A 21,758-nucleotide genomic window follows, 5' to 3' on the forward strand; every position below is an offset into this window, starting at 1 on the left:
GACATGGACACCCAGACCCCCGCCCCGGTGCCCCCGCCCGGCTGCCCCGCCCACGCCTCGGGCGCCCGCGTCCCGCTGCACGGACCGGAGTTCGCCGCCGACCCCCAGGCGTACTACGCCTACCTGCGCCACTTCGGGCCCACCGCGCCCGTCGAGCTGGCCCCCGGCGTGGAGGCCACGCTCGTCACCGACTACGCGACGGCCCTCCACCTGCTCCAGGACTCCGCGTCCTTCCGCAAGGACGCGCGCCTGTGGCGGGACTTCAACGAGGGCCGGGTCCCCCGGGACAGCCCCGTCGTGCCCCTCCTCGCCTACCGCGAGAACTGCATGTTCAGTGACGGCGGTGAACACCTGCGGCTGCGCCAGGCGATCACGGACAGCATGGCCCGGGTCGACTCGCACCGGCTGGCCCGGAGCACCGAGCGGATCTCGGAGTACCTGATCTCCCAGTTCGGTTCCCGCGGCTCGGCCGACCTGCTCGGCGACTACGCCAAGCAGCTCCCGCTGTTCGTCTTCAACGAACTCTTCGGCTGCCCGGCCGGTGTCGGCGACCGGGTGCTGTTCGGCATCACGGGCATGTTCGACGGCGTGAACGCCGAGAAGGCGACCGCCGTACTGTTCGGGGCCGTACAGGAACTGGTCACGCTCAAGCGGAGCCGGCCGGGCGACGACGTCACCTCCTGGCTGATGCAGCATCACGCCAACCTCACCGACCAGGAGATGGTCGACCAGCTCTCCCTGCTGCTCGGCGCGGGCGCGGAACCCCTGCGCAACCTCCTCGGCAACACCCTGCACCGGCTGCTCACCGACGACCGCTACGCCGACGGCGGCGGACTGATCGGGGAGGCGCTCGACGACACGCTGTGGGGCAACCCGCCGATGTCGAACTACGCGCCCCACTACGCGGCCTCGGACATGGAGTTCGCGGGAGAGAAGGTGCGGGCCGGGGACCTGATGCTGGTGAGCTTCGCCGCCGCCAACTCGGGCCTCGCGCTCACGGCCGCCCGTACGGCCGGCAACAACCGGTCCCACCTGGCGTGGAGCGCCGGACCGCACGGCTGCCCGTCCAAGGAGCCGGCCAGGCACATCACCGTCACGGCCATCGAGCACCTGCTCAACAGGCTGCCGGACGTCGAACTCGCCGTTCCGGAGGACAGCCTGAGCTGGCGTCCGGGCCCCTTCAACCGGGCCCTGGCCGCGCTGCCCGCGAAGTTCACCCCCGTCCCCTCCTCGGTTCGCGGCGAGGCGAGGTCCGGCGCGGCCGGCTCGTCGTCCGGCGCGTCCGGTGACCAGGCGGGCGGGGACGGCAAGGGCGAACGGAAGGGCCGCTGGAGCCAGTTCCTGTCCTGGCTCACCAACTGATCCACGAAACCTCCATCGCCTCCTTCTCCTCTGCATACCTGTTCGATCATGTGGGTAGTGATCACCGCGGTATCAGTGTTGCGTAAGAGGCAGAGGAGCTGTCGTGGACCACATATCCACCGACACCGCTTGGTCAGAGCCACCATCCGGCGTCGCTGCGCACCGGGATACCCGCCCTTGCCGGCGGGTATCTTCATGCGCACCCCGATTTCTGGCGGGGAGCCGGTGACCGGCTTGCTGCCCGACATCACCCCGGATCCGCCGGCCGGCACGCTCGGCGCCTTCACCCGGGCTCAGTTGGTACGCCTCTGCGAGATCGCGGAGCTCTCTCCGGACGACACGGAGGCGTACGCGCGGACGTTGGTGGAGGCGCTGGGCCCGGCCGCCGAGCGGTCGCTGGCCCTGCCGCCCCCGACGCGGACCTTCCTGTCCGACGACCACACCCCCGTCGAGTACTCGCTCTCCTTCAGCCCCGGCCGGGCGCCGGTGCTGCGCGTGCTCGTGGAGCCGGGCTGCGGCGCGGACACCCGGGTGGAGAACGGCCGGATCGGTCTGGACGTCGTCCGCGCGATGGCCCGGCGCTGGGACTTCTCCACCGAACGGCTCGACGAGATCGAGGACCTGTTCTTCCCGGCCCAGCCGAAGGGTCCGCTGGCCCTCTGGATCGCGCTGGAGCTGGTGCCCGGCGGCGTGCCCAGGGTCAAGGTGTACCTGAATCCGGCCGCGTCAGGGGTGAAACGTTCCGCCAAAACCGTGAGGAAGGCTCTGCGCCGACTCGGTCACAAGCGGGCGTACGCGGCGCTGCCGAAGGCCGACGGCCACCCCTTCCTCGCCCTGGACCTGGGCCGGTGGGAGACGCCGCGGGTGAAGGTCTACGCCCGGCACCTCGACCTGTCGGCCGCCGAGGCGGGCGGCCTGTCCCGTACGGGCTCGGGCCCGGGACCGGCGGAGATCCAGGAGTTCTTCCGGGCCACCGCCGCCACCGACGACCTCGACCGGCGGCCGGGGCTCTCCTGTCACTCCTTCACCGAGACGGAGACCGGCCGCCCCAGCGGCTTCACCGTCCACATCCCGGTGCGCGACTACGCCCGCGACGACGGCGAGGTCCTCGAACGGGCGGTGGACGTCCTGCGGACCCACGGCATGGACCCCGCCCCGCTGGTCGGCTCGCTGTCCGCGCTCACCACGCGGCGGCCGGAGGACGGGGTGGGCCTCATCGCCTACCTCGCGCTCGCCCACCAGCAGGGCCATCCGCCCCGGGTGACCGCGTACCTCTCGTCGGAGGCCTACGCCGTCCGACCGCCGACGGAGCAGGGGCGCCGCGCGCCGGCGGAGGTAGGGGCGGAGCTCTAGGTCGTGTCCGGCGGATCAGGGTCGGACACGACCTAGCCGTGTCCGGACGGACATGGCCCAGCGGCCCCCGACCGTGAATCACGGTGAAGCCCCCGGTGGACATCCACCGGGGGCTTCACCGTCAGGGGCCGCCGGGCCGGGAGCCCGGCGCGATCCTCAGACGCTCTGGAGCCCGCGCATCTCCTGGAGGTAGGGGCCGACGTCGACCTGGATCGAGGTGCCGCCCTCCGCCGTGCCGTAACGCGCGGAGATGCCGCCCAGGTACGTGTCGATCTCCTCGCGCATCGCGTCCGCGTCCGGCAGGGTGACCTCGCCGTCGATGATGCGTGCGACCCAGTGCGTCTGGCCCTCCACGAGCCGTGTGATCGCGCCCATCGGGCGGACCAGGCCGACGAAGTACAGCCCCGGCCGGCCGGGAGCGACGATCCGCCGGTACAGCTCGACCGACCCGCCGGGTCCGACCGGGCATCCCTGGGGCAGGAACGGGAAGTCCATGCGGTAGCCGGTGCAGTAGACGATCGCGTCGGCCTCCTCGGAGGTCCCGTCGGTGAAGACCACCCGCCTGCCGTCGAGGTGGTCGATCCCAGGCCTGGGCGTCACCGCGCCGTGCCGTATGCGGCTGAGGATCTCGTCCGAGATGGTCACGGGGGAGGAGAAGAGCGGGTGGTCGGGCTCGGGCAGGCCGTAGTCGGACAGCTTGCCCCGTGCGACCCGCAGGGCGTTCTCGGCGAACTCGACCTGCTCGGGCAGGGACATGGCGGTGAACCACGGCACCTCGGCCATCTCGTCGACCGACATGCCGTAGAGCTGCTTGGGAACGATGTGGAGTCCCCGGCGCACCGAGAGCACGGTGCGGGCGGCATGTCGGGAGAGGTCCGTGGCGATGTCCACCGCCGACGCTCCGAGGCCCACGACGACGACGCGCTGCCCGGCGAAGTCGGACCCGTCCTGGTAGTCGAGGGCGTGCAGGATCCTGCCGGCGAACCCGTCCGAACCGGGCGGCGCGGGCTTCGGCAGCGTCGGCACCGTGTTGTGCCCCGAGGCGACGACGACATGGGCGAACCGCCGCGACCGCAGGGCCCCGTCCGCCCCCCGGCTGACGACCGTCCAGGACGCGTCGTCGCCCTTGTCGCCCTCGTCGCCCGCCGGCTCCCGCACCGACACGACCTCGACGCCGAACTCGACGCGGTCCAGCACCCCCGCCCATTCGGCGAAGGAGCGCAGATAGGCCGCCACCTCGCTGTGCCGCGGGTAGAGGGGGTACGCGTCGGGCATCGGGAACTCGGTGTACCCCGTGAGCTGCTTGGCGGTGTTCAGGTGGAGCGACTGGTATCCGGGCCCCGGCTCACCGGCCCCCGGCTGCCGCCAGATCCCTCCGACGTCGACCGCCCGCTCCAGGCAGACGAAGTCGATCCCCTTGGCCGCCAGAGCGTGTGCGGCCGCCAGTCCCGACAGCCCCGCACCGATCACGCACACACTCAAGGTTTCTCCCACAGAACAGACGCTCTTCACTCGAACGATCATTCACTGCCCACGTGCCCTACGCCTCACACGCGCAACACCGCGGGGAACCTGTCACACCGGTCACACCCGCCACACCTGTCACGCCGTCGCGTACGGCGGCAGGCTACCGGGTCGCACGGATGACCGACCTCGCGGCGTATGCTGACGCCACGTCAATCGCTGGGGGGCGGTATGCGACGGGGTGAGGTCCTGGCGGGCCGGTACCGCCTGGAGGAACGGATCGGCGCCGGGGGATTCGGGGTGGTCTGGCGGGCGTACGACCCGCAGGTCCAGCGCGTCGTCGCCGTGAAGTTGGGCGTGCCGCGGTCGTCCGCCGAGGGCCTGCGGATGGTGCGGGAGGCCAGACTCAACGGCAACCTGCCGCATCCGAACATCGCGACGGTGTACGACTTCGGCGAGACGGACCGCGAAGGGGAGCGCACGCTCTACCTGGTCATGGAGCTCATCGAAGGAGCGCCGCTGTCCGCCGTCCTCAAGCAGGGGCCGCCGCCGCTGGACACCGCGCTGGCGTGGGCCGCGCAGGTCTGCGACGCACTGGCCACAGCGCATGACGCGGGCGTGATCCACCGGGACATCAAACCGGCGAACGTGATGATCACGCCGTCCGACGTCGCCAAGGTCCTCGACTTCGGCATCGCCCGCGAGCAGGTCGAGCAGCCCGGCGCTCCGCGGTTGACGAGTGAACACACGATCATCGGCTCGCTCCCCTACATGGCGCCCGAGCGCTGGACCGACAAAGGGGTCGACGGACGCGCCGACCTGTACGCGCTGGGCTGCATGCTGCTGGAACTGTGCACGGGGCACCTGCCGTTCCCGGGGGAGGAGTGGCAGGAACTGTGCGTACGGCACACCACGGCCGTACCGCCGGTTCCCAGCGCGCTCAGGCCCGGGCTCCCGGCGGCACTGGACACGCTGGTCGCGGAGCTGCTGGCCAAGGCCCCCGCGGACCGGCCGGACCACGCGCGGGAGGTCGCGCGCCGACTGCGGTCGATCCGCGCCACGGCGGCGGCCGCGACGGTGACCGGCACGGCCGCGTCGGACGTGGTCGCTCCAACCCCGCCCCGGCGAAGACGGAGAGCCCTCGTGTCCGGAGCGGTGGCCGCACTCGCCGTGCCCGTGATCGCCGTCGCGGTCTGGCAGCTGGCGCCTTTCGACGGGGCCGGCGCGGGCCGTGCGGCCAAGACGCCGGACAGCGCCACGACCGGCACGAACGCGCCATCCTCCCTCGCACCACCCTCGGCCGCCCCGTCCTCCGCCGGCCCGTCCTCCACCGGACCCGGCACCACCGCCTCGCCGTCGGTCAGCGCGAGCACCGGCGCCCCGCCTGCGCCCTCGGAGCGGCCGGCCACCCCGGCGCCGAAGCCCCAGCCCACGCCTACGCCCACTCCGAAGCCCACACCCACTCCGACTCCCACGGCGGCGCCTCAGCCGCCTCCGCTGCCGACCGGATGGATCCGGCTCACGAACGCGGCGAGCCGCATGTGCCTGGCCGTGCCCGACGGCAGCACCCAGGCGGCCGAGGGCCTGGTCCAGGCCCGGTGCAACGGCGGACCCGAGCAGTTCTGGGAACTCACGAAGGAGAGCGGCGGCAGCGGGACGGTCTACTCGATCCGCAACGGCGCCAGCGGCCAGTGCATGTCCGTCGACGCGGCCCGCAAGCAGGAGGGCGCGCTGGTCACCCAGTACCTGTGCGGGAACGAGAACGGACTCTTCGCCGACCAGTTCTGGACGTTCCGCTACGACGGATCCCACCGAGCCTGGCAGTTGGTCAGCCGCAACAGCGCCAAGTGCGTAGCGGTGCGTGAGGGCGGCGGGGACATGGAACAGGCCCTGCAGCTCGCCTGCGGAAGCGCCGGGTGGGGGCTGTGGCGTACGTGACCGGCTCTCTCACCGACGGTCACCAGCGGGCCCTCGGCGGGGGTGCGCGGCATCAGCGAAGAGAACGCCGGCGCGGGCACGGGGCAGGTGTACGGCCAACCCCGCGCGGACGCGGCCGGGATGTGCCGGAGGCGTCGCGGACGCCCTGACGTCATGAGCGGACCGCGCGATCGGCACCCCTCCGGGGGATTCCGGTCGGGGACCGTTTCTGTGGAGGGCGGAGGCGTGCGGACGCCTCCGCCTTCTTCCGTTCCGGGTGTCCGAGGGCCCTCCCACGTTCTGACATCGGGTTTCGGCCAAAGGCTCTCGGCCTGCCGTACGAGGGCAATACCAGACCGGGCCGATCTCCGGGTAAGTTTGCCAACTGCGCGCCGCACATGAACGGTTGACGACTACAGTGTGTGGTTGCTGATCATCGGTAGGCTCATCGCACCCTTGTCGTCCACACCCCCCGAACGCACCGCAGTACGCCGATTCCTGGGCACGTACCAAGGACACTCATGTCTCAACTTCGCGCACCCGCCTCGCGACCAGATCGACGCGAGGGCGGGCGGCACGGCCGGTCAGGCACCCGCTCCGCTCCCGGCGGCGGCACCAAACCCCCGGCGCAGTCCTCCGCGCAGCACACGACGGAAGCCCGCATACGCCCCCAACTCCTGCGCACCTCCGTGCTCCCCGCCGTCGCGGTGGCACTGGGCGGGGCCGCGGCCGTCCTCTTCACCATCCGCTCCACCGGCGCCAGCCCCACCCCCGGCCTCTGGGCCGCGCTCACCGGTGCCGCGGCCCTGACCGTCGCCTCGGTGACGGCCGCGGCGCTCGGCGCGGACCGGGCCGCGAAGGCGGTGCTCGACCGCTGCAACGCCCTGCGTCGCACCAGCGCCCGCGGCCAGAGCGAACTGCGTACGGTCGTCGAACAGTTGCGCAGGGGAGAGGGGCTGCCGCCCCGCCCCGCGCCGCCGGCCGGCGCCGCCTCCGGCGACGAGTTCGACCTGCTCTCCCACGAGCTGACGCGCTCGCACGAGGCCGCCGTCGCGGCCGTCGTGCAGGCCTCCCGGCTCTCCAGCAGCGTCGGCAACGAACAGAAGGTCGAGGTCTTCGTCAACCTCGCCCGGCGCCTGCAGTCCCTCGTCCACCGAGAGATCCAGCTCCTCGACGAGCTGGAGAACGAGGTCGAGGACCCGGAGCTGCTCAAGGGCCTGTTCCACGTCGACCACCTGGCCACCCGCATCCGCCGGCACGCCGAGAACCTCGCCGTGCTCGGCGGCGCCATCTCCCGCCGCCAGTGGTCCAACCCGGTCACCATGACCGAGGTGCTGCGCTCCTCCATCGCCGAGGTCGAGCAGTACCCACGCGTGAAACTCGTACCTCCGATCGACGGTACGCTCCGGGGGCATGCCGTGGCCGACGTCATCCACCTCCTCGCCGAACTCGTCGAGAACGCGACGCTGTTCTCCGCGCCGCACACCACGGTGCTGCTCCGCGCGCAGTACGTCACGGCAGGCCTCGCGATCGAGGTCGAGGACCGCGGTCTCGGCATGCCCGTCACCGAGCAGAACAAGATGAACGCCCTGCTCGCCGACCCCGACCAGGTCAACGTCGCGCATCTGCTGCAGGACGGCCGTATCGGCCTCTTCGTCGTCTCGGCGCTCGCACGCCGGCACGGCATCGCCGTACGACTGCAGTCGAACATCTACGGCGGCGTCCAGGCCGTCCTCGTGCTGCCGCAGGGCCTCCTCGGAGCCGACCCCGAGGGTCTCGCCCAGCACGAGCGCCAGGCCGCCGCGACCGCGGGTTCCGCCGCGGTACCGCCGAACCAGGTGCAGATGCAGCCCCAGCAGACCGGGCAGCCACAGCCCCACACCCCGCCGCAGCCCGCGCCCGCGGTCACCGCCCCCGTCACCGCCCCGGCCCCCATGCCCGCCCCGACCACGGCACCGGCCCACCCCCAGGCGCCCGTGCCCGCGGCCATGAGCGCGGTCGCCCCCGCGTACGTACCGCAGCCCGCGCCCTCCCCGGAGCGGGCCGCCGTCCGCCACGAGGAGACCCCCGCCTCCGGCCCGTACGCCCCTCCCCGTACGAGCGAGCGGTCGGACGGGTACGCGGACTCCGGTCGCACCCCCGCGATACCGGCCCGGTCGGCCGGCGCCGAACACACAAGCCCGCCGGCCTCCCTCATGACGCCGCTCCCCCCGGCGCCCGAGGCCACCGGCAGGCCCCTGCTTCCCAAGCGGCGCGCCCAGGAGCACATCGTCCCGCAGCTGCGCGACGAGCCCGCGGCCCGCAAGCCCGAGGAGCACACCCTGCACGACCCCGGCTTGATGGCCGCCTTCCAGCGCGGCATCGGTCTCGCCGAGTCCCAGCCCGCCCCCCATGAATCGCTGCGTCCAGGCGACGCGCACAAGGAGTAGATGCACCATGGCGAGCAATGTGCCGACCGGCCATTCCTCGGATCTCGACTGGCTGCTGAGCGGTCTGGTCCAGCGGGTCCCGTACACCCGCAACGCGGTTCTGCTCTCCTCCGACGGCCTCGTCAAGTCCGTCCACGGCCTCGACCCCGACGCGGCCGACCACATGGCGGCCCTCGCCTCCGGGCTCTACTCGCTCGGCCGCAGCGCGGGCGCCCGGTTCGGCGACGGCGGCGAGGTCCGGCAGGTGGTCGTCGAGCTCGACTCGACGCTCCTCTTCGTCTCCACGGCCGGATCCGGCACCTGTCTGGCGGTCCTCGCCGGACGCGAGGCGGACGCCGCGGTCCTCGGGTACGAGATGGCGATGCTCGTGAAGAGCGTCCGCCCGTACCTGGTCACCCCCGCCCGGCAGGCCGCCGGCGCGGTCGGTGGCACTGGGCAGTGACCGTGACGTCCTCCCAGGAAGGGCCCTGGCTCGACGACGCCGCCGGCCGGCTGATCCGCCCGTACACCGTCAGCGGTGGCAGGACCAAGCCGACCACCGCCCTCGACCTGCTGTCCATGGTGATGGCGACCGGGTCGTCGCCCCAGGCGCACATGGGCCCCGAGCACAGCCTGGCCCTCGGGCTGTGCGACGGGCCCACGTCGGTGGCCGAGATCGCGGCACACTTACGGCTCCCGGCCGTGGTCACCAAGGTCCTGCTCTCCGACCTCGTGGACTGCGGGGCGCTCACCGCCCGCGCTCCCCGGTTCCACGCCAATCCAACCGACCGTTCCTTGCTGGAGGCAGTGCTCGATGGCCTACGACAACGGCTCTGAGCGCAACGACAGTTTCGCCACCGACCCGTTCCCCACCGCGCTCAAGATCCTGGTGGCGGGGGGATTCGGCGTGGGCAAGACGACCCTGGTGGGCGCGGTCAGCGAGATCGAACCGCTGAGCACCGAAGAGCTGCTGACCTCGGTCAGCGCGGGCACCGACAGTCTCGTGGGCGTGGAGTCCAAGACCACGACCACCGTCGCCATGGACTTCGGCCGCATCACGCTCGACGACCGCCATGTCCTCTACCTCTTCGGCACCCCGGGCCAGGAACGCTTCTGGTTCATGTGGGACGAACTCTCCGAGGGCGCGCTCGGGGCGGTCGTCCTCGCCGACACCCGCAGGCTCCAGGAGTGCTTCTCCGCCGTGGACTTCTTCGAGCGGCGGGGCATCCGGTTCGTCGTGGCGGTCAACGAGTTCGACGGCGCCTACCGCTACGAACCGGACGAGGTACGGGCCGCGCTCGACCTCAAGCCGGAGGTGCCGGTCGTCCTCTGCGACGCCCGGATCTCCAGCTCCGGCATCCGCACCCTGCTGACCCTCGTCCAGCATCTGATCACCACCATCCCGGCCACCGTGCCGAGCTACGGAGCCACGCCATGACGTACGACCCCACCGGTCACCTCCTGCTCACCCCCGTCGACAAGGACGCGCCGGCCCGTGTGCAGCGGCTGCGTGAACTCGGTCTGGGGGAGCGGCCGGAGCCGGCGTTCGACGAGTTCGCGCACCGCCTCGCCGACGTGACCGGGGCCCCGTTCTCGATGGTCAACTTCATCGACGAGAACCGGCAGTTCTTCGCGGGGCTGCACACCCCCGAGGGCACCCACTCGGGCAGCGACCTGGGCGCGGCCGCCGCGGGCGCGGGCGGCGTGAGCCGCTTCATGGCCCGTGACCACGGCTACTGCCCGCACGTGGTGGTGCGGCGCAAGGCACTCGTCCTCGAGGACGTCTGCGACTACCCGCGGTTCGCGGGCAACCCGGTCGTGGACGAGATCGGCATCCGCTCCTACATGGGCGCTCCGCTGATCGACCGTACGGGAGTGGCCCTCGGCACCATCTGCGTGGTCGACACCGACGTCCGGCCGTGGGGGCGCGCAGGACTGGAGACGATCAAGGCGATGGCGGCCGAGCTGATGGAGCAGATCAACCGTCGTGAGGACGGCATGTTCTGACCGCCGCCACCCTCGGGAACGCCGGGAGCCCCGGTACGGCCGACAGCCGTACCGGGGCTCCCGGCGTCCGGGGCGTCAGGCGTGCACCGGCTCGGGTTCGGGCGTGCGGACCAGCTCGGACAGGCGTTCCGACCAGCTGCCCTTGTCCTGGCCGAGGGCGACCTCGGCCAGCCGCAGGAGCTGGATGTCGGAGGTGCCGGCCGGGGCGAAGATGTGGTGCGCGTCCCGGAGGTACCGCTCGATGGCCCGGTCCGTGAAGAGACCGGCGGCGGCGTGGATCTCCATGGCGTTACGGCCGGAGTCGATCGCCGACTCGACGTTGACGAGCTTGGCGTTCATCAGCTCGGCGTCGCAGGACATCCCCTGGTCGAGCAGGTGCACGGCGTGGTACGCGGCCAGCCGTGCGGTCATCAGCCGGGACTGCATCTGCCCCAGCTTCAGCTTGACCGTGGGCAGGTCGTGGAGCGGCTTGCCGTACCGGATGCGCTCGGAGGCGAACCGGGTGGTCTCCTCCAGGATCGCCTGGTGGATGCCGAGCGAGACGGCGGTGAGGTTGGCCCGTCCGTAGAGCACGCTGGAGGAGTACGCGACGGAGAGCCCGTCGCCCTCGTCGCCGAGCCGGTTGGAGGCCGGCACCCGGCAGTTCTCGAAGATGAGCTCGCCGAAGCTGAAGCCGTGGAGGCCCATGGCCTGCTGCTGCGGACCGGTCCTGAACCCCGGGCGATCGGATTCGACCAGGAACGCGGTGAGTCCCTTCGATCCGGGACCGGTCCTGACCACGACGCCGTGCAGATCGCCGACATGGCTGTTGCCGACGAAGACCTTGCTCCCGTTGAGGATGTAGTCGTCGCCGTCGCGTACCGCGCTGGCGCTCATCCCCAGGACGTGACCACCGGATTCGGGTTCGGTGACCGCGATGGTCGGCAGGCACTCGCCGGCCGCGATGGCCGGAAGCCAGGTCTTCCGCTGCTCGTCACTGCCGAAGTGCACGATCTTGGCGGTGCCCAGCTGCGAGGCCTGGACCATGGCGCCCATGGCGCCGGACACCCGGGAGAGCTCCTCGATGATGATGGTCTTGGCCAGATGACCTGCGCCCATGCCGCCGTATTCCTGGCCGATGGTCGCGCCCAGCCAGCCCTGCTCGGCGATCAGCCGGGACAGCTCGTGGTGGACCGTGCGGGACGCCTCCATCTCGGCTATCCGCGGCCGGACCTCACGCTCTGCGAAGTCACGGACCGTCTCCCTGAGCTGATGATGCAGCCGGCTGCTGAAATAGCCGTCCATACGAGTCCCTCCCCTGCGAAACGCCTGATCGGTTGTCCGGTCAGGTGGTGCATCGGCAGTGGTCCCGTCCCGAACAGGCCGACCACTTCATGGTGTTGATCTTTCCGGGACGGAGCAATATCGCCACCAACTTTGTCCGAAATTCGAGCGGTTGACGATTGAATCTGTCTGTGTTTCGTGTGGTCTTGGCCTGCTCGGCCCGATCCGCAGGACATTCCCCGTGTGCATCTTTCTGCCACATGCCAACGGCAACGAAGTCGTGGGCATATGGCTACGAGGCTGCCCGGTTCGCCACATGAGCACCTTCATCCCCAAAGGGTCGGCATGCCGGAAGCTCTCCGGTCCCGTTCCTGCCCAGGTGGAGCCGCTCTGCGCCCCCGGGACGCTCCGTTCGGGCTCCCGGGGGAGGCGCGCGGGCGCACCCACCGGCGCGAAGGCGTGTCACGCAGAGTGAGCGGCCCGCGACCGGCGCACGCCCACCTCCCGGGCGCGGGGAAAGGGTTCGTGACCATCAGGGAAAGTGCGGTATTGTTCTCATGCGCGTCCAGCCAGGGGAAACCCCAGGTCAGACGGGCAGCGGGACGTGGCGCAGCTTGGTAGCGCACTTGACTGGGGGTCAAGGGGTCGCAGGTTCAAATCCTGTCGTCCCGACTCGAAAGAGTCGTCGGCAAGGGGCCGTTTCAGAGTGATCTGAAACGGCCCCTTGATCGTTCTCGGACCGACCGACCGACCGACCGACCGACCGACCGACCGACCGACCGCCGGCGAGCGGCCGTCAACGGGCGGTTGTCACCGGACGGGGCGCCTCCTGCGCGAGATGATCTCCGTGGCGATCGCGCCGAGGACGAGGACGAACCCGAGCAGCGCCGTGAGCCCGGCCCCGAGAAGGCCGGAGCGGTCGTCGAGGGCGCGCGCCAGGACCGCTCCCTCCGCGACGGTGCCCGACCGGTCGTCGAGGAAGTACCGGGAGTCGTTGGAGTTCGCCCGGTGGTCACCCAGCAGGAAGAGTCGTCCCTCCGGGACCACCACGTCATAGGCGGGGGCCTGGCCCGACGGGTCGCCGCCGTTCACGTACGGCTCGGTCAGCGGCTCCCCGTTCACGGTCAGCGGGCCCCCGGGCTGCTGTGCCACCCGGTCGCCACCGACGCCGACGACCCGCTGCAGCACGGCCAGACCGCCGTAACGCCCGGCGGTCCGCTGCAGCACCACATCGCCCCGCCGGATCGATCCGGCCTCGGTGCGCTCCAGGAGGACGCGGTCGCCGGGCGTGTACGTCGGTCGCATGGCGTCGCTGGACACCTTGGCGGTCGTGTACCCGGTGCCGACGTGCACGAGCGCCCCCACTGTGAGGATCAGCCCCGACGCCCCCAGAACCCGGAAGACTCGTCTCACCGTTCCGCCCGGTCGATCGCCTCGATCATGCCGCCGAGGACTCCGTGGTAGGCGTTTTTCCGGAATGCGGGATACCGCTCCGCGATGCTGCGGAGCGCGTCGACGGAGAAGCGGTACGCGCTTTCCAGGAACTCGGCCGTGACGCACGAACCGGGGACGGGGTCCCACGACCGCAGGACCGCCAGCTCTCCGCCCGCCGGAACGAATTCGATGAGCATGCTGCTGTCGGTGAAACCGATGCGGCCGGGCTGTCCGTCGGAGACGGCTCGTGCCGCCAGGAGAACGCAGTGCGCGAAGTCGAGCAGCGGAACCCTCAGCTCGTCGGGTTGAAAGCCCGCTGCCGCTATGGACACCCGCGTTCCGAAATAGCCGTAGCGCAGGTTCATCTCACTCGTTTCCGCCAATTCGGCGGCCTGCTTCTCGGAAGGCTCCCCGATCGAGTCGGGATCGAATGCAAGGAGGAGCATGGAATAGAGAAACCTTTCGCTTCTGTGACTCCGCAGGTCACCGAGCGGTCGTCGTCGGCTCGGCGTCACCGGGATTATCGACCTCTCGAATGATCATCTGTCAAATGGCCGGACAATACGCCTCAGCCGTCTCGCCACTCCCGTGAAACCGCGCGGGGGAGAGGCCGGAAAAAACCCTTGGACGGCCCGCGTTCCCGGGCGGAACACTGTCGACACTGTCCCGTTCGATACGACAAGACAGGGTTGGGATGGGAACGCCTGAATCGCGCGAACGTTCACCTGGCAGGGGCCCCGTGCTCCTCGCTCTCCGCTACTACGCACGGGAGTTGGCCCGGCTCAAACGGCTGACCGTGCCGGCGATGCTGCTTCCGGCACTGGGCAACATCGGAATCTTCTACATCGTGCCGCTGGTCGTGGCGAAACTCGTCGGGCACATCGCCGGTGATCCGGGCGGCGGCTTCGGTCCGATGCTGCCCTACGTCCTCGGCTTCGCCGGAGTGCTGCTCCTCGCCGAGGCGCTGTGGCGCGTCGGACTGCACTGTCTGAACCGCCTCGACGCGCTCGGCATCGAGCACCTGTACGTGATCGGCATGGACGAGCTGTTCGCCAAGGACGCCGCCTTCTTCCAGGACAACTTCGCCGGCTCACTGACCAAGCGGGTCCTGAGCTTCGCCTCCCGGTTCGAGGAGTTCGTCGACACGCTCACCTTCTCGGTCATGGGCAGCTTCGTCCCCCTGGTGTTCGCGTCGGTGGTGCTCTGGACGTACGAACCCCTGCTCGTCGTCGGACTGCTCGTGATGATCGCGGTGACGGCCCTGTGCGTAGGGCCCCTGATCCGTCGCCGCCAGACGCTCGTCGGGCAGCGGGAGGAGGCGATCGCCCGGGTGTCGGGCCATGTCGCCGACAGTCTGATGAACATGGACACGGTCCGCTCGTTCGCCGCCGAGGAACGCGAGGCCGCCGAACACCGGTCCCGCGTCGCGGAGTCGCGCCGCCTCACGCTGCGGTCCTGGGACTACGGCAACCTGCGCATCGACACCCTGGTAGCGCCGATGTCCGTGCTCACCAACGTCCTCGGACTGCTGCTCGCCCTCTCGCTCGGCGCGGGGGAGCACGGAGTCGAGGCCGTCGTCGTCGCCTTCACCTACTACTCCAACGCCACCCGGATCATGTTCGAGTTCAACCAGATCTACCGGCGTCTGGAAAGCTCGATGACCGAGGCCGCGCAGTTCACCGAACTGCTCCGCATCCCGCCGACCGTACGCGACCCGGCAGTGCCGGAGCCGCTCCGGTCCCAGGACGCGGCCGTACGCTTCGAGAAGGTGACCTTCGCCCACGCGGGCGCGAAGCCCCTCTTCGAAGGCCTCGACCTGGCCGTCCCCAGCGGGGCGAAGGTGGGATTCGTCGGCAGGTCCGGCGGCGGCAAGACCACCCTCACCCGTCTGCTGCTGCGGATGACGGACATCGACGGCGGCCGGATCACGATCGGCGGACAGGACATCAGCCGACTGCGCCAGGCCGAACTGCGCAGTCTGATCGCCTACGTGCCGCAGGACCCGGCGATGTTCCACCGCACGCTGCGGGAGAACATCGCCTTCGCCCGGCCGGGCGCCACCGACGCCGACATCCGGCGGGCGGCGGAGGCGGCGCACGTCACGGAGTTCGTCGAGACTCTTCCCGAAGGCTTCGACACCATGGTGGGCGAGCGCGGAGTGAAGCTGTCCGGCGGCCAGCGCCAGCGGGTCGCCCTCGCACGGGCTATCCTGCGCGACGCGCCGATCCTGCTGCTCGACGAGGCGACCAGTGCGCTGGACTCCGAGAGCGAGATCCTCGTACAGGACGCGCTCTGGCGCCTCATGGACGGGCGGACGGCGCTCGTCGTGGCCCACCGGCTCAGCACGGTCGCCACCATGGACCGGCTCGTCGTCCTCGACAGCGGGCGCATCGTCGAACAGGGCACCCACCACGAGCTGCTCGCCGCGGAAGGCGCCTACGCCAAACTGTGGCAGCACCAGTCGGGCGGCTTCCTCGACGGCGCCCCCGCCGGGTCCGGGCGTACGGCCGACGGACCCTCGGTCATGGCCCGCGGCGGGCTGCCCCGTCAGGAGTAGCCCTTCGTCCCGTCGAGGAGCTCCCTGACGATGTCCGCGTGCCCCGCGTGCCGGCCGGTCTCCTCGACGAGATGGACCAGCATCCAGCGGAGACTGGCTCCGCCCGACCGGAACTCGGTGTCACGTCCGACGTCGTCCAGGCTCGCGGCGGCGACGATCTCGTCGCTCCGTTCGCACTGCGTCTCGTACTCGGCGAGCAGCTCGGCCAGCGACCGGCCCTCGACCCGCCAGTCGGAGTCCCTGTCCTCCTCGTCGAAGGAGGGGTTCTTCGTCTTGTCCCCGCCGAGGAAGAGCACCTCCAGCCAGGTGTGTTCGACCCACCGCATGTGCGATATGAGCCCGGCCATCGTCATCAGGGGCGAGGTCGGCAGGACGACCCGGTGCGCGTCCTGATCGCTCAGCCCCTCGCACTTCCACCGGAGGATCCGGCGCTGGAGCTCCAGCCAGCCGAGCAGGGTGGTGCGTTCGTCACCGACGAGGGGAGGTCGTTCCAGTTCAGCGCTCATGCGTCGGCACGTTAGCCGAGCGCCTTCCCCCGGCGCGAGGCCGCGCGGCCCTCAGCCCTTCCGCACCGAGAAGCGGAGCAGCCTGCCCGACCACGTGGCGTAGAGGTGACCGCCGGCGATGTGGGTCGACCAGGAGCCCGAGCCGCCGTCGGCCGCGTGATGCCAGACCTGTTCGCCGGTCTCGGCACGGAACGCGTACAGGCCCTTCTCGCCCGCGACGAGGAAGAACCCGCTCAGGGAGCCCAGGAGTTCCGGGTCGCCGAGGCCGGAGCCGGCCGTCCAGCGTTCGGCGCCGGTCCCGGCGTCGATGCCGCGCAGGACCTTCTCGTCCAGGAGGCAGACGGTCGCCCCGGAGCGTGCGAAGCCGCGGTTGCCGCGGGCGGCGGTCCGTACGGTCCACAGGGTCTTGCCGTTCTCCGGGTCGAAGGCGACGAGCAGGCCGCGCGTCGAGCCGTTGGCCCCGGTGCCCGGGTAGCAGAACAGGGTTCCTTCGAGCAGGCTCAGGGAGTGGCCCCAGAGGAGGATCTCGCTGTTCGTCGGCGGTAGCTTCGTGGGCGCGCTCCACAGCGTCCTGCCGTCCACGGGGTCGAGTGCGAGCAGGTTCATGCCGCCGTCGACGGCGTAGAGCACCTTGCCGTCGTCGGGCGGGTAGAGCATGACGAGGTCCTTCGCCCACAAGGCCTCGCCCGAGTCCGCGGCGAGGGCGGCGTACCCGCTGGTGCTCGCGGCCGGGTCCGTCTTCGAGGAGCTGCCCCAGGCGATCACGGCACCGTCCCGGGTGCCGCCGACGACCGAGAGGGCGTTCTTCACGGCGGACGACGTCCAGCGCACCGTGCCGGTCGACGCGTCGAGCGCCTGGAGCCGACCGCCGCTCGTCGTGACGACCAGCGTGCCGTCGCCGAACTCGAGCCGGGGCGCGTCGTCCCCGTCCGGGGCCGCACTCCACACCTCCTTACCGGTCCTGCCGCCGAACGCGTGCACCTTGCCGTCGGTACGTACCGTGTAGACGCGTTCGTCGTCGGTGAGCGCGTCCGTGTTCTGCCCGCCGGAGTCCTGCCACAGCAGCGTGCCCGTGGTCCGGTCGAACGCGGCCCCGGAGGCCTGCCGGGTGCACAGCAGCGTGGTCCGGGTCACCGCGCTGAGGGACATGCCGGGACGGGGAAGGTCACGAGTCCAGTCGAGTACCGGGAGGGCGCCCACGCCCCGGCCGCCGTCAGGGCGCAGGAACCAGGCCGCGCCGCCGCCCGCCGCGGCCACGGCGAGCACCCCGCCGCCGATCAGCAGCCGACGGCGGCTGAGCAGCGGAGGGCGTATCGCGTCCCGCAGGGTGCGTTCGTCCTCGGTCACCTGAAGTTCGACCGCGCCGAGCCAGCCCGCGGTCGTCTCCGGCCGGAGCCATGACTGCAGGTGACCGACGGTGGGGCGACGGGCCGGGTCCTTGTCGAGACACGCCGTGACGATCCCGAGCAGGCCCTGCGGAACGCCGTGCAGCTGCGGTTCCTCGTAGGCGACCCGGTAGAGCAGGGCGTGGGCCGCGCCGGTGCCGAACGGCGGCGTGCCGGTGGCGGCGAAGGCGAGCACGGCGCCGAACGCGAACACGTCGCTCGCTCCCGTGAGGGGGGCGCCCTGCGACTGCTCGGGCGACATGAAGCCGGGCGATCCTGCGACCTGGCCCTCGGCGGTGAGGACGGTGCCGTCGACGGCCCGGCTGATGCCGAAGTCGATCACCCGGGGCCCGTCGGGGGTGAGCAGGATGTTGGACGGCTTCAGGTCGCGGTGGACGAGCCCCGCGCGGTGGATCGCGGCCAGCGCCTCGGCCAGGCCGCCGCCGAGCACGCGCAACGTGGCCTCGGGCATGGGCCCGTGGGCGGCCAGGGCGTCGGAGAGCGACGGGCCGGGGATGTAGGCGGTGGCCAGCCAGGGCTGCGCCCCCTCGGGATCGGCGTCGACCACCGGCGCGGTGAAGGCACCGGAGACCGCGCGGGCGGCGTCCACCTCGGCCCTGAAGCGCCGCCGGAAGTCGGGGTCGGCGGCCAGCTCCGGGCGTACGACCTTGACGGCCACCGCACGGCCGCTGCGCGAGGCGGCGAGGTGGACGCGCCCCATGCCGCCCGCACCGAGTTCACGGATGATCCGGTACGGACCGATGTACGCGCCGGTGGAGCCGGCGTGCGGGGATGGCGGGGCCTGCGGACCAGGGGACGGTGGCGGGCCGAACGGCGGTGGACTGGACGGCGGTCGGCCGGGCGGCGTGGTCACGAGGTGGTGCTCCGGAATGCGTAGAGGGTGGTCTCGGAAGCGGCGAAGAGGCTGTCGCCGGAGGTCTGCAGGAGCCAGGCGGACTTGCCCCCGGCCTCGCCGCCGGAGGGCTGGTGCGCCCAGAGCGGCTTGCCGTCGGAGGCGCGCAGGACGACGAAGCCCGGGACGTCACCGGTGGCGTACGTGGCGGCGGCGACGACGGACGGGGAGACGGTGGGGCCATGGGAGTTCGCGCCGCCGGAGGTCGTCAGGTTCAGCGGGCTCGCGGTGTGCCACGCCTGCTCGCCGATCCTCATGTCCAGGGCGAACACCCTGTCCTGACCGTCGAAGACGTGGGCCCGCCCGCCGCGGACCGTCGCCGGGCTGAGGGTGGTGGTCTCGTTGACGGCGGTCCACAGCTTCGCGCCGTCGGAGGCGCGGAAGGCCTGCACCTTGACGCTGACGACGAGCAGCGTCGTCCCGTCGGAGGCCAGGCGCGGGTACGCGCCCGGTTCGATGACGTCCGGGACGCTCCACCGCTCCGTTCCGGAGCGCAGGTCGAGGCCCCGAAGGGTTCCGTTGTCCTGCAGGAAGCAGTGGCGTCCGTCGGCGTGTGCCTGGAAGTCGCTGCCGCGGATCCTGCGGTGCGACCACAAGACCCTGCCGGAGGTGAGGTCGACCGCGACGATCCCGTATCCGTCGTCGCCGCTGACGGCGAGGACGGCGATCGAACCGGAGACGGACTGGACGCTCTGCACGTAGGGCACGCGGCCGTCGGCGCCGGCCCGGGTGACCGCGTACGCGAACTTCTGCCTGCCCGTGGCGTCGACGCCGAACAGATAGCCGTTCTCACCGCTCCAGCCCTCGGCGAACAGCATCGATCCCTGGACGCCCAGCCACTTCGGCGCACTCGTGACCTCGGAGGGCGGACGGAGCGAACCCGTCCAGCGCTGCTTGCCCGTCGCGGTGTCGTACCCGATCGCGTCGGTCGAGTCCCAGCGCACCAGTGTGTCGCCCAGGAGCCGCAGTTGCCCGTTGTCCAGCGACTTCACCGGGGTCTTCCACCGCGGCTCCGGGCCCGCCGGAATCCCGGGCTCGGCTACACCCGTGGAGCCCGTGCCCGCGCCCGTGACCGTACCGCCGCCGGACCGGGGCGGCTCCTTGCCGGTCCGGGACCGCCACGCGGTCAGCGCGGCGGCGCCCCCCGCCGCCACGGCGGTGGTGCCGCCCGCGGCGATCCACAGGAAGGCCCGGCGGCTCGGCCCCTCCGCTCCGGCGGGGGCCAGGGTCGGCGCCAGCGGCGTCACGGGTACGGGCGGCGCGGTCACCAGGACGGCGGCGTGCGCCGCCCGTCGCGCCAGGTCCCGCCGCAGGCCCTCGGTGAGCAGCGCGGCCGGGTCGGCGGCCCCCAGCGTGGCGAGGACCGAGGCGGCGGGTGGCCGGAGGGCGGGGTCCTTGTCCAGGCAGGCGTCGATCAGCGGGCCCAACGCCGTTGGGACGCCGTCGAGCCGGGGAGGATGGTGGACGGCCCGGTAGAGGATCTCGGCCGTCCCCCCGGCGCCGAAGGGGCCCTGCCCCGTGGCCGCGAAGACCAGGACGCAGCCGAGGGAGAAGACGTCGGCCGCCGGTCCCGCCTCACGGCTCGACACGATCTGCTCGGGCGCCATGAAGCCCGGCGTCCCCATCACCGTGCCCGTCCGGGTCACCTGGGTCGCGTCCGCCGCCCTGCTGATGCCGAAGTCGATGACGCGGGGCCCGTCCTCGGCCACGAGCACATTGCCCGGCTTGAGGTCACGGTGGACGATGCCCGCCTCGTGGATGGCGAGCAGTGCCTCGGCGAGGCCGGTGCCGAGGGCGCGGAGCGCGGGCTCGGGCAGCACACCGAAGCCGCGTACGACCTCGTGCAGCGAGGGCGCGGGGACGTAGGCCGTGGCCAGCCAGGGCTGGGGGGCGTCGGCGTCCGCGTCGAGCACCGGCGGGGTGAAGAACCCGCTCACGCTGCGGGCGGCTTCGGCCTCGCGCCTGAAACGCCCGCGGAAGTCCGGCGTCTCGGCGTACTCGGGCCGGATCACCTTCAGGGCGACCAGGCGCGATCCCGGAGACCTGGCGAGGAAGACCCTGCCCATGCCGCCCTCGCCCAGGAGCTGGAAGACCTCGTAGGGGCCGATGCGGGCGGGGCTCGCTTGCCCGGGGACCTGGCCGTGCGAAGGCGGCGGCACGGTGGTGAACGGCCGGGTGGCCGCGTCCGGCTCCCGCCGGACCGTGGTGAACGGGGGCTGCCCGGCCGTGGGGTCGGCGCCCCCGGAGGAGGGTGTACGCACGTCGTCGGGGCGGGTCAGCTCAGCGAACCGAGGACGTCACGGGCGACGGCGGCGGCGGCGTCCTCGGCCTGCTTCTGCGTCGTGGTGGAGTCCTTCCGGCTGAAGGTGTAGTTCGAGGTGACCACGGCGTTGCCCTCGCGGACGATCACCTGGGCCTGAGTCAGGGACCCGTCGGGGTTCCCCGCGTACACGACGAAGGCCTCCTGGCCGAGGCCGCTCACGGGCTTGGAGTCCATCACCTTGCGCAGGGTGCCGATGTCCTTGAGGGCGACGCTCTTCTTCATGTCGTAGTTGCCCTTGGCCCCCGGCATGACCGAGAGATGTACGTCCAGGGTCTGGAACGGACCGTCATGGCCCGGCCTCTCCCAGCGCGGCCCCCTCGTGATCATCGACGCCAGGTCCTTGTCGTCGAAGAGCCCCGGCGTGCACGCGGCACCCGGCATGATCGCCTCGACCGTGGACGCCTTGACCAGCTCGCACCCCTTGGGCACCTTGGTGAACGCCTTCTCCGTCGGCTCCTCGGCCTTGCCCGCGCCGCCCGGCACACCGGCGGACGGCGGGCCCGACGCCGTGCCCTTGTCGTCACCACCCGACACGGCGACGACCACACCGACGGTCACGGCCACGGCGAGCGCCGCCGCGCCGGCGATCAGCCAGATCCGCGAACCGCCGCGCGGACCTCCGCCGGGACCGGCGGGCACCGGCTGCGCCCAGGCCGAGGGCGCGGCCGGCGCCTGCGGCGGCACCGGGGGCGGGCCGTGCGGCGGGACCGGAGCCGGGGCCGGGCCGGAGCCCTGTGCCGTGGGGCGCCAGCTCGGATCGGCCTGTCCGAACGGCTGGGTGGGACGGTCGCCGAAGCCCTGCCGGGGGTCCACGGGCGGGGTCTCGCTCACGGGCAGCCCTCTCTTCTTCTCGTACGGTTCTCGCT

17 protein-coding genes and 1 tRNA gene are annotated in these 21,758 nt (G+C 71.7%); 10 read left to right on the top strand and 8 right to left on the bottom strand.

Translation table 11 applies throughout. From position 1 onward, the window contains the following. The first annotated feature begins 3 nt into the window (after window positions 1-3). A complete protein-coding gene (locus IO20_RS0126310) occupies window positions 4-1,362 on the top strand; it encodes a cytochrome P450 (RefSeq protein ID WP_030555490.1) in 1,359 nt (452 codons plus the stop codon). Between the two features lie 225 nt (window positions 1,363-1,587). Then, window positions 1,588-2,715, top strand: coding sequence for a tryptophan dimethylallyltransferase family protein (locus tag IO20_RS0126315; RefSeq protein WP_281181679.1), 1,128 nt, complete (start codon window positions 1,588-1,590; stop codon window positions 2,713-2,715). Between the two features lie 156 nt (window positions 2,716-2,871). Here the strand turns inward: IO20_RS0126315 and IO20_RS0126320 are convergent, their stop codons facing one another. Further along, a complete protein-coding gene (locus IO20_RS0126320; protein ID WP_030555493.1) occupies window positions 2,872-4,197 on the bottom strand; it encodes a flavin-containing monooxygenase in 1,326 nt (441 codons plus the stop codon). Window positions 4,198-4,410: 213 nt separating this feature from the next. On the opposite strand from IO20_RS0126320, the gene IO20_RS37745 reads away from it, so the two are divergent. The 6 genes from IO20_RS37745 to IO20_RS0126350 all read left to right on the top strand — a co-directional run bounded on the left by IO20_RS37745 (window position 4,411) and on the right by IO20_RS0126350 (window position 10,511). After that, a complete protein-coding gene (locus tag IO20_RS37745; RefSeq protein ID WP_051874849.1) occupies window positions 4,411-6,117 on the top strand; it encodes a serine/threonine protein kinase in 1,707 nt (568 codons plus the stop codon). A 500-nt stretch (window positions 6,118-6,617) separates the two neighbouring features. Then, window positions 6,618-8,525 carry a sensor histidine kinase gene (locus IO20_RS0126330; protein WP_030555497.1) on the top strand — a complete coding sequence of 636 codons (1,908 nt, stop codon included), beginning with the start codon at window positions 6,618-6,620 and terminating at the stop codon, window positions 8,523-8,525. Between the two features lie 7 nt (window positions 8,526-8,532). After that, the gene (locus IO20_RS0126335; RefSeq protein ID WP_030215966.1) at window positions 8,533-8,967 is read left to right on the top strand and encodes a roadblock/LC7 domain-containing protein; all 435 of its coding nucleotides are present in this window, start codon (window positions 8,533-8,535) and stop codon (window positions 8,965-8,967) included. After that, a complete protein-coding gene (locus IO20_RS0126340; protein ID WP_030555500.1) occupies window positions 8,964-9,341 on the top strand; it encodes a DUF742 domain-containing protein in 378 nt (125 codons plus the stop codon). Before IO20_RS0126335 ends, IO20_RS0126340 begins: the two co-directional genes overlap by 4 nt. Then, window positions 9,319-9,942, top strand: coding sequence for a GTP-binding protein (locus IO20_RS0126345; protein WP_030555502.1), 624 nt, complete (start codon window positions 9,319-9,321; stop codon window positions 9,940-9,942). The genes IO20_RS0126340 and IO20_RS0126345 overlap by 23 nt, the downstream gene beginning before the upstream one ends. Next, entirely contained in the window at window positions 9,939-10,511 is a 573-nt protein-coding gene (locus IO20_RS0126350) for a GAF domain-containing protein (protein ID WP_030555503.1), read from the top strand. The genes IO20_RS0126345 and IO20_RS0126350 overlap by 4 nt, the downstream gene beginning before the upstream one ends. Window positions 10,512-10,586: 75 nt before the next feature. Here the strand turns inward: IO20_RS0126350 and IO20_RS0126355 are convergent, their stop codons facing one another. Continuing rightward, window positions 10,587-11,795: an acyl-CoA dehydrogenase family protein gene (locus IO20_RS0126355; RefSeq protein WP_030555504.1), complete on the bottom strand. Its 1,209-nt coding sequence runs from the start codon at window positions 11,793-11,795 to the stop codon at window positions 10,587-10,589. 577 nt (window positions 11,796-12,372) lie between these two features. On the opposite strand from IO20_RS0126355, the gene IO20_RS0126360 reads away from it, so the two are divergent. Then, a tRNA-Pro gene (locus IO20_RS0126360) sits at window positions 12,373-12,446 on the top strand. Window positions 12,447-12,584: 138 nt separating this feature from the next. Here IO20_RS0126360 and lepB read toward each other — a convergent pair. Beyond that, window positions 12,585-13,187 carry a signal peptidase I gene (lepB, locus tag IO20_RS36900; protein WP_030555505.1) on the bottom strand — a complete coding sequence of 201 codons (603 nt, stop codon included), beginning with the start codon at window positions 13,185-13,187 and terminating at the stop codon, window positions 12,585-12,587. Next, complete coding sequence (locus IO20_RS0126370; protein WP_030555506.1) at window positions 13,184-13,654, bottom strand: hypothetical protein; 471 nt, start codon at window positions 13,652-13,654, stop codon at window positions 13,184-13,186. Before IO20_RS0126370 ends, lepB begins: the two co-directional genes overlap by 4 nt. 248 nt (window positions 13,655-13,902) lie before the next feature. Between IO20_RS0126370 and IO20_RS0126375 the strand changes: the two genes are divergently transcribed. After that, the gene (locus IO20_RS0126375) at window positions 13,903-15,765 is read left to right on the top strand and encodes an ABC transporter ATP-binding protein (RefSeq protein ID WP_063761452.1); all 1,863 of its coding nucleotides are present in this window, start codon (window positions 13,903-13,905) and stop codon (window positions 15,763-15,765) included. On the opposite strand, the gene IO20_RS0126380 is transcribed toward IO20_RS0126375, so the two are convergent. The 4 genes from IO20_RS0126380 to IO20_RS0126395 are packed head-to-tail and all read right to left on the bottom strand — an operon-like array spanning window position 15,756 to window position 21,723. Then, window positions 15,756-16,271 carry a DinB family protein gene (locus IO20_RS0126380; protein ID WP_030555514.1) on the bottom strand — a complete coding sequence of 172 codons (516 nt, stop codon included), beginning with the start codon at window positions 16,269-16,271 and terminating at the stop codon, window positions 15,756-15,758. The two genes, IO20_RS0126375 and IO20_RS0126380, sit on opposite strands and share 10 nt — an antisense overlap. A 51-nt stretch (window positions 16,272-16,322) precedes the next feature. Continuing rightward, a complete protein-coding gene (locus IO20_RS39885; protein ID WP_157850805.1) occupies window positions 16,323-18,530 on the bottom strand; it encodes a protein kinase domain-containing protein in 2,208 nt (735 codons plus the stop codon). Then, window positions 18,527-20,830: a protein kinase domain-containing protein gene (locus tag IO20_RS0126390; protein WP_078946226.1), complete on the bottom strand. Its 2,304-nt coding sequence runs from the start codon at window positions 20,828-20,830 to the stop codon at window positions 18,527-18,529. Before IO20_RS0126390 ends, IO20_RS39885 begins: the two co-directional genes overlap by 4 nt. 14 nt (window positions 20,831-20,844) lie before the next feature. Next, on the bottom strand, window positions 20,845-21,723 hold the full coding sequence (locus tag IO20_RS0126395) for a hypothetical protein (protein ID WP_245685050.1): 879 nt from the start codon (window positions 21,721-21,723) through the stop codon (window positions 20,845-20,847). Window positions 21,724-21,758 lie beyond the last annotated feature (35 nt).

The sequence above is a fragment of the Streptomyces exfoliatus genome, from assembly GCF_000725545.1.
Taxonomy (GTDB): Bacteria; Actinomycetota; Actinomycetes; order Streptomycetales; family Streptomycetaceae; genus Streptomyces; species Streptomyces exfoliatus.

Excerpts from the sequence above, each read along its gene's own strand:
- IO20_RS0126375 (WP_063761452.1), top strand. The coding sequence starts at position 13,903 with ATGGGAACGCCTGAATCGCGCGAACGTTCACCTGGCAGGGGCCCCGTG.
- IO20_RS0126310 (WP_030555490.1), top strand. The coding sequence starts at position 4 with ATGGACACCCAGACCCCCGCCCCGGTGCCCCCGCCCGGCTGCCCCGCC.
- IO20_RS0126330 (WP_030555497.1), top strand. The coding sequence starts at position 6,618 with ATGTCTCAACTTCGCGCACCCGCCTCGCGACCAGATCGACGCGAGGGC.
- IO20_RS0126370 (WP_030555506.1), bottom strand. The coding sequence starts at position 13,654 with ATGCTCCTCCTTGCATTCGATCCCGACTCGATCGGGGAGCCTTCCGAG.
- IO20_RS0126350 (WP_030555503.1), top strand. The coding sequence starts at position 9,939 with ATGACGTACGACCCCACCGGTCACCTCCTGCTCACCCCCGTCGACAAG.
- IO20_RS0126380 (WP_030555514.1), bottom strand. The coding sequence starts at position 16,271 with ATGAGCGCTGAACTGGAACGACCTCCCCTCGTCGGTGACGAACGCACC.
- IO20_RS0126345 (WP_030555502.1), top strand. The coding sequence starts at position 9,319 with ATGGCCTACGACAACGGCTCTGAGCGCAACGACAGTTTCGCCACCGAC.
- IO20_RS37745 (WP_051874849.1), top strand. The coding sequence starts at position 4,411 with ATGCGACGGGGTGAGGTCCTGGCGGGCCGGTACCGCCTGGAGGAACGG.
- IO20_RS0126335 (WP_030215966.1), top strand. The coding sequence starts at position 8,533 with ATGGCGAGCAATGTGCCGACCGGCCATTCCTCGGATCTCGACTGGCTG.
- IO20_RS0126355 (WP_030555504.1), bottom strand. The coding sequence starts at position 11,795 with ATGGACGGCTATTTCAGCAGCCGGCTGCATCATCAGCTCAGGGAGACG.